Origin of the sequence: Bradyrhizobium campsiandrae, assembly GCF_014529705.1 — a bacterium.
GTDB lineage: Bacteria > Pseudomonadota > Alphaproteobacteria > Rhizobiales > Xanthobacteraceae > Bradyrhizobium > Bradyrhizobium campsiandrae.
Genome location: NZ_JAANIH010000411.1, coordinates 1 through 242 on the forward strand (window position 1 = coordinate 1; position 242 = coordinate 242).

The 242-nt window shown below is 67.8% G+C and carries 1 protein-coding gene; it reads right to left on the minus strand.

Going from position 1 to position 242, the window contains the following annotated elements; translation table 11 throughout:
- Positions 1–242 (minus strand): DUF1522 domain-containing protein (locus G8O24_RS43700; RefSeq protein WP_188108497.1); only part of this gene is annotated, 242 nt, incomplete at both ends.

The window sequence follows — 242 nt, forward strand, 5'->3', positions numbered from 1 at the left end:
GATGCCGCCGATGCCCGAGGTGCGAGCCGCGGTGAAGGCGTTCGCCGTGCCGGTGTTGCCGGCGAGGCCAAGCACGTTCAGCGCATTGCCGGTGCCGGTGATCGACAGATCGGCGTTGACGCCGGTCGACAGCTTGAGCTGACCGGACGAGTTGATCGACGAGTTCGACTGGCCGGCGGCCGTCTGCAACGTCGCAGCACCGCTGGCAATCGTTGCGGTCTGCACGCCGGTGGCAAGGTCGA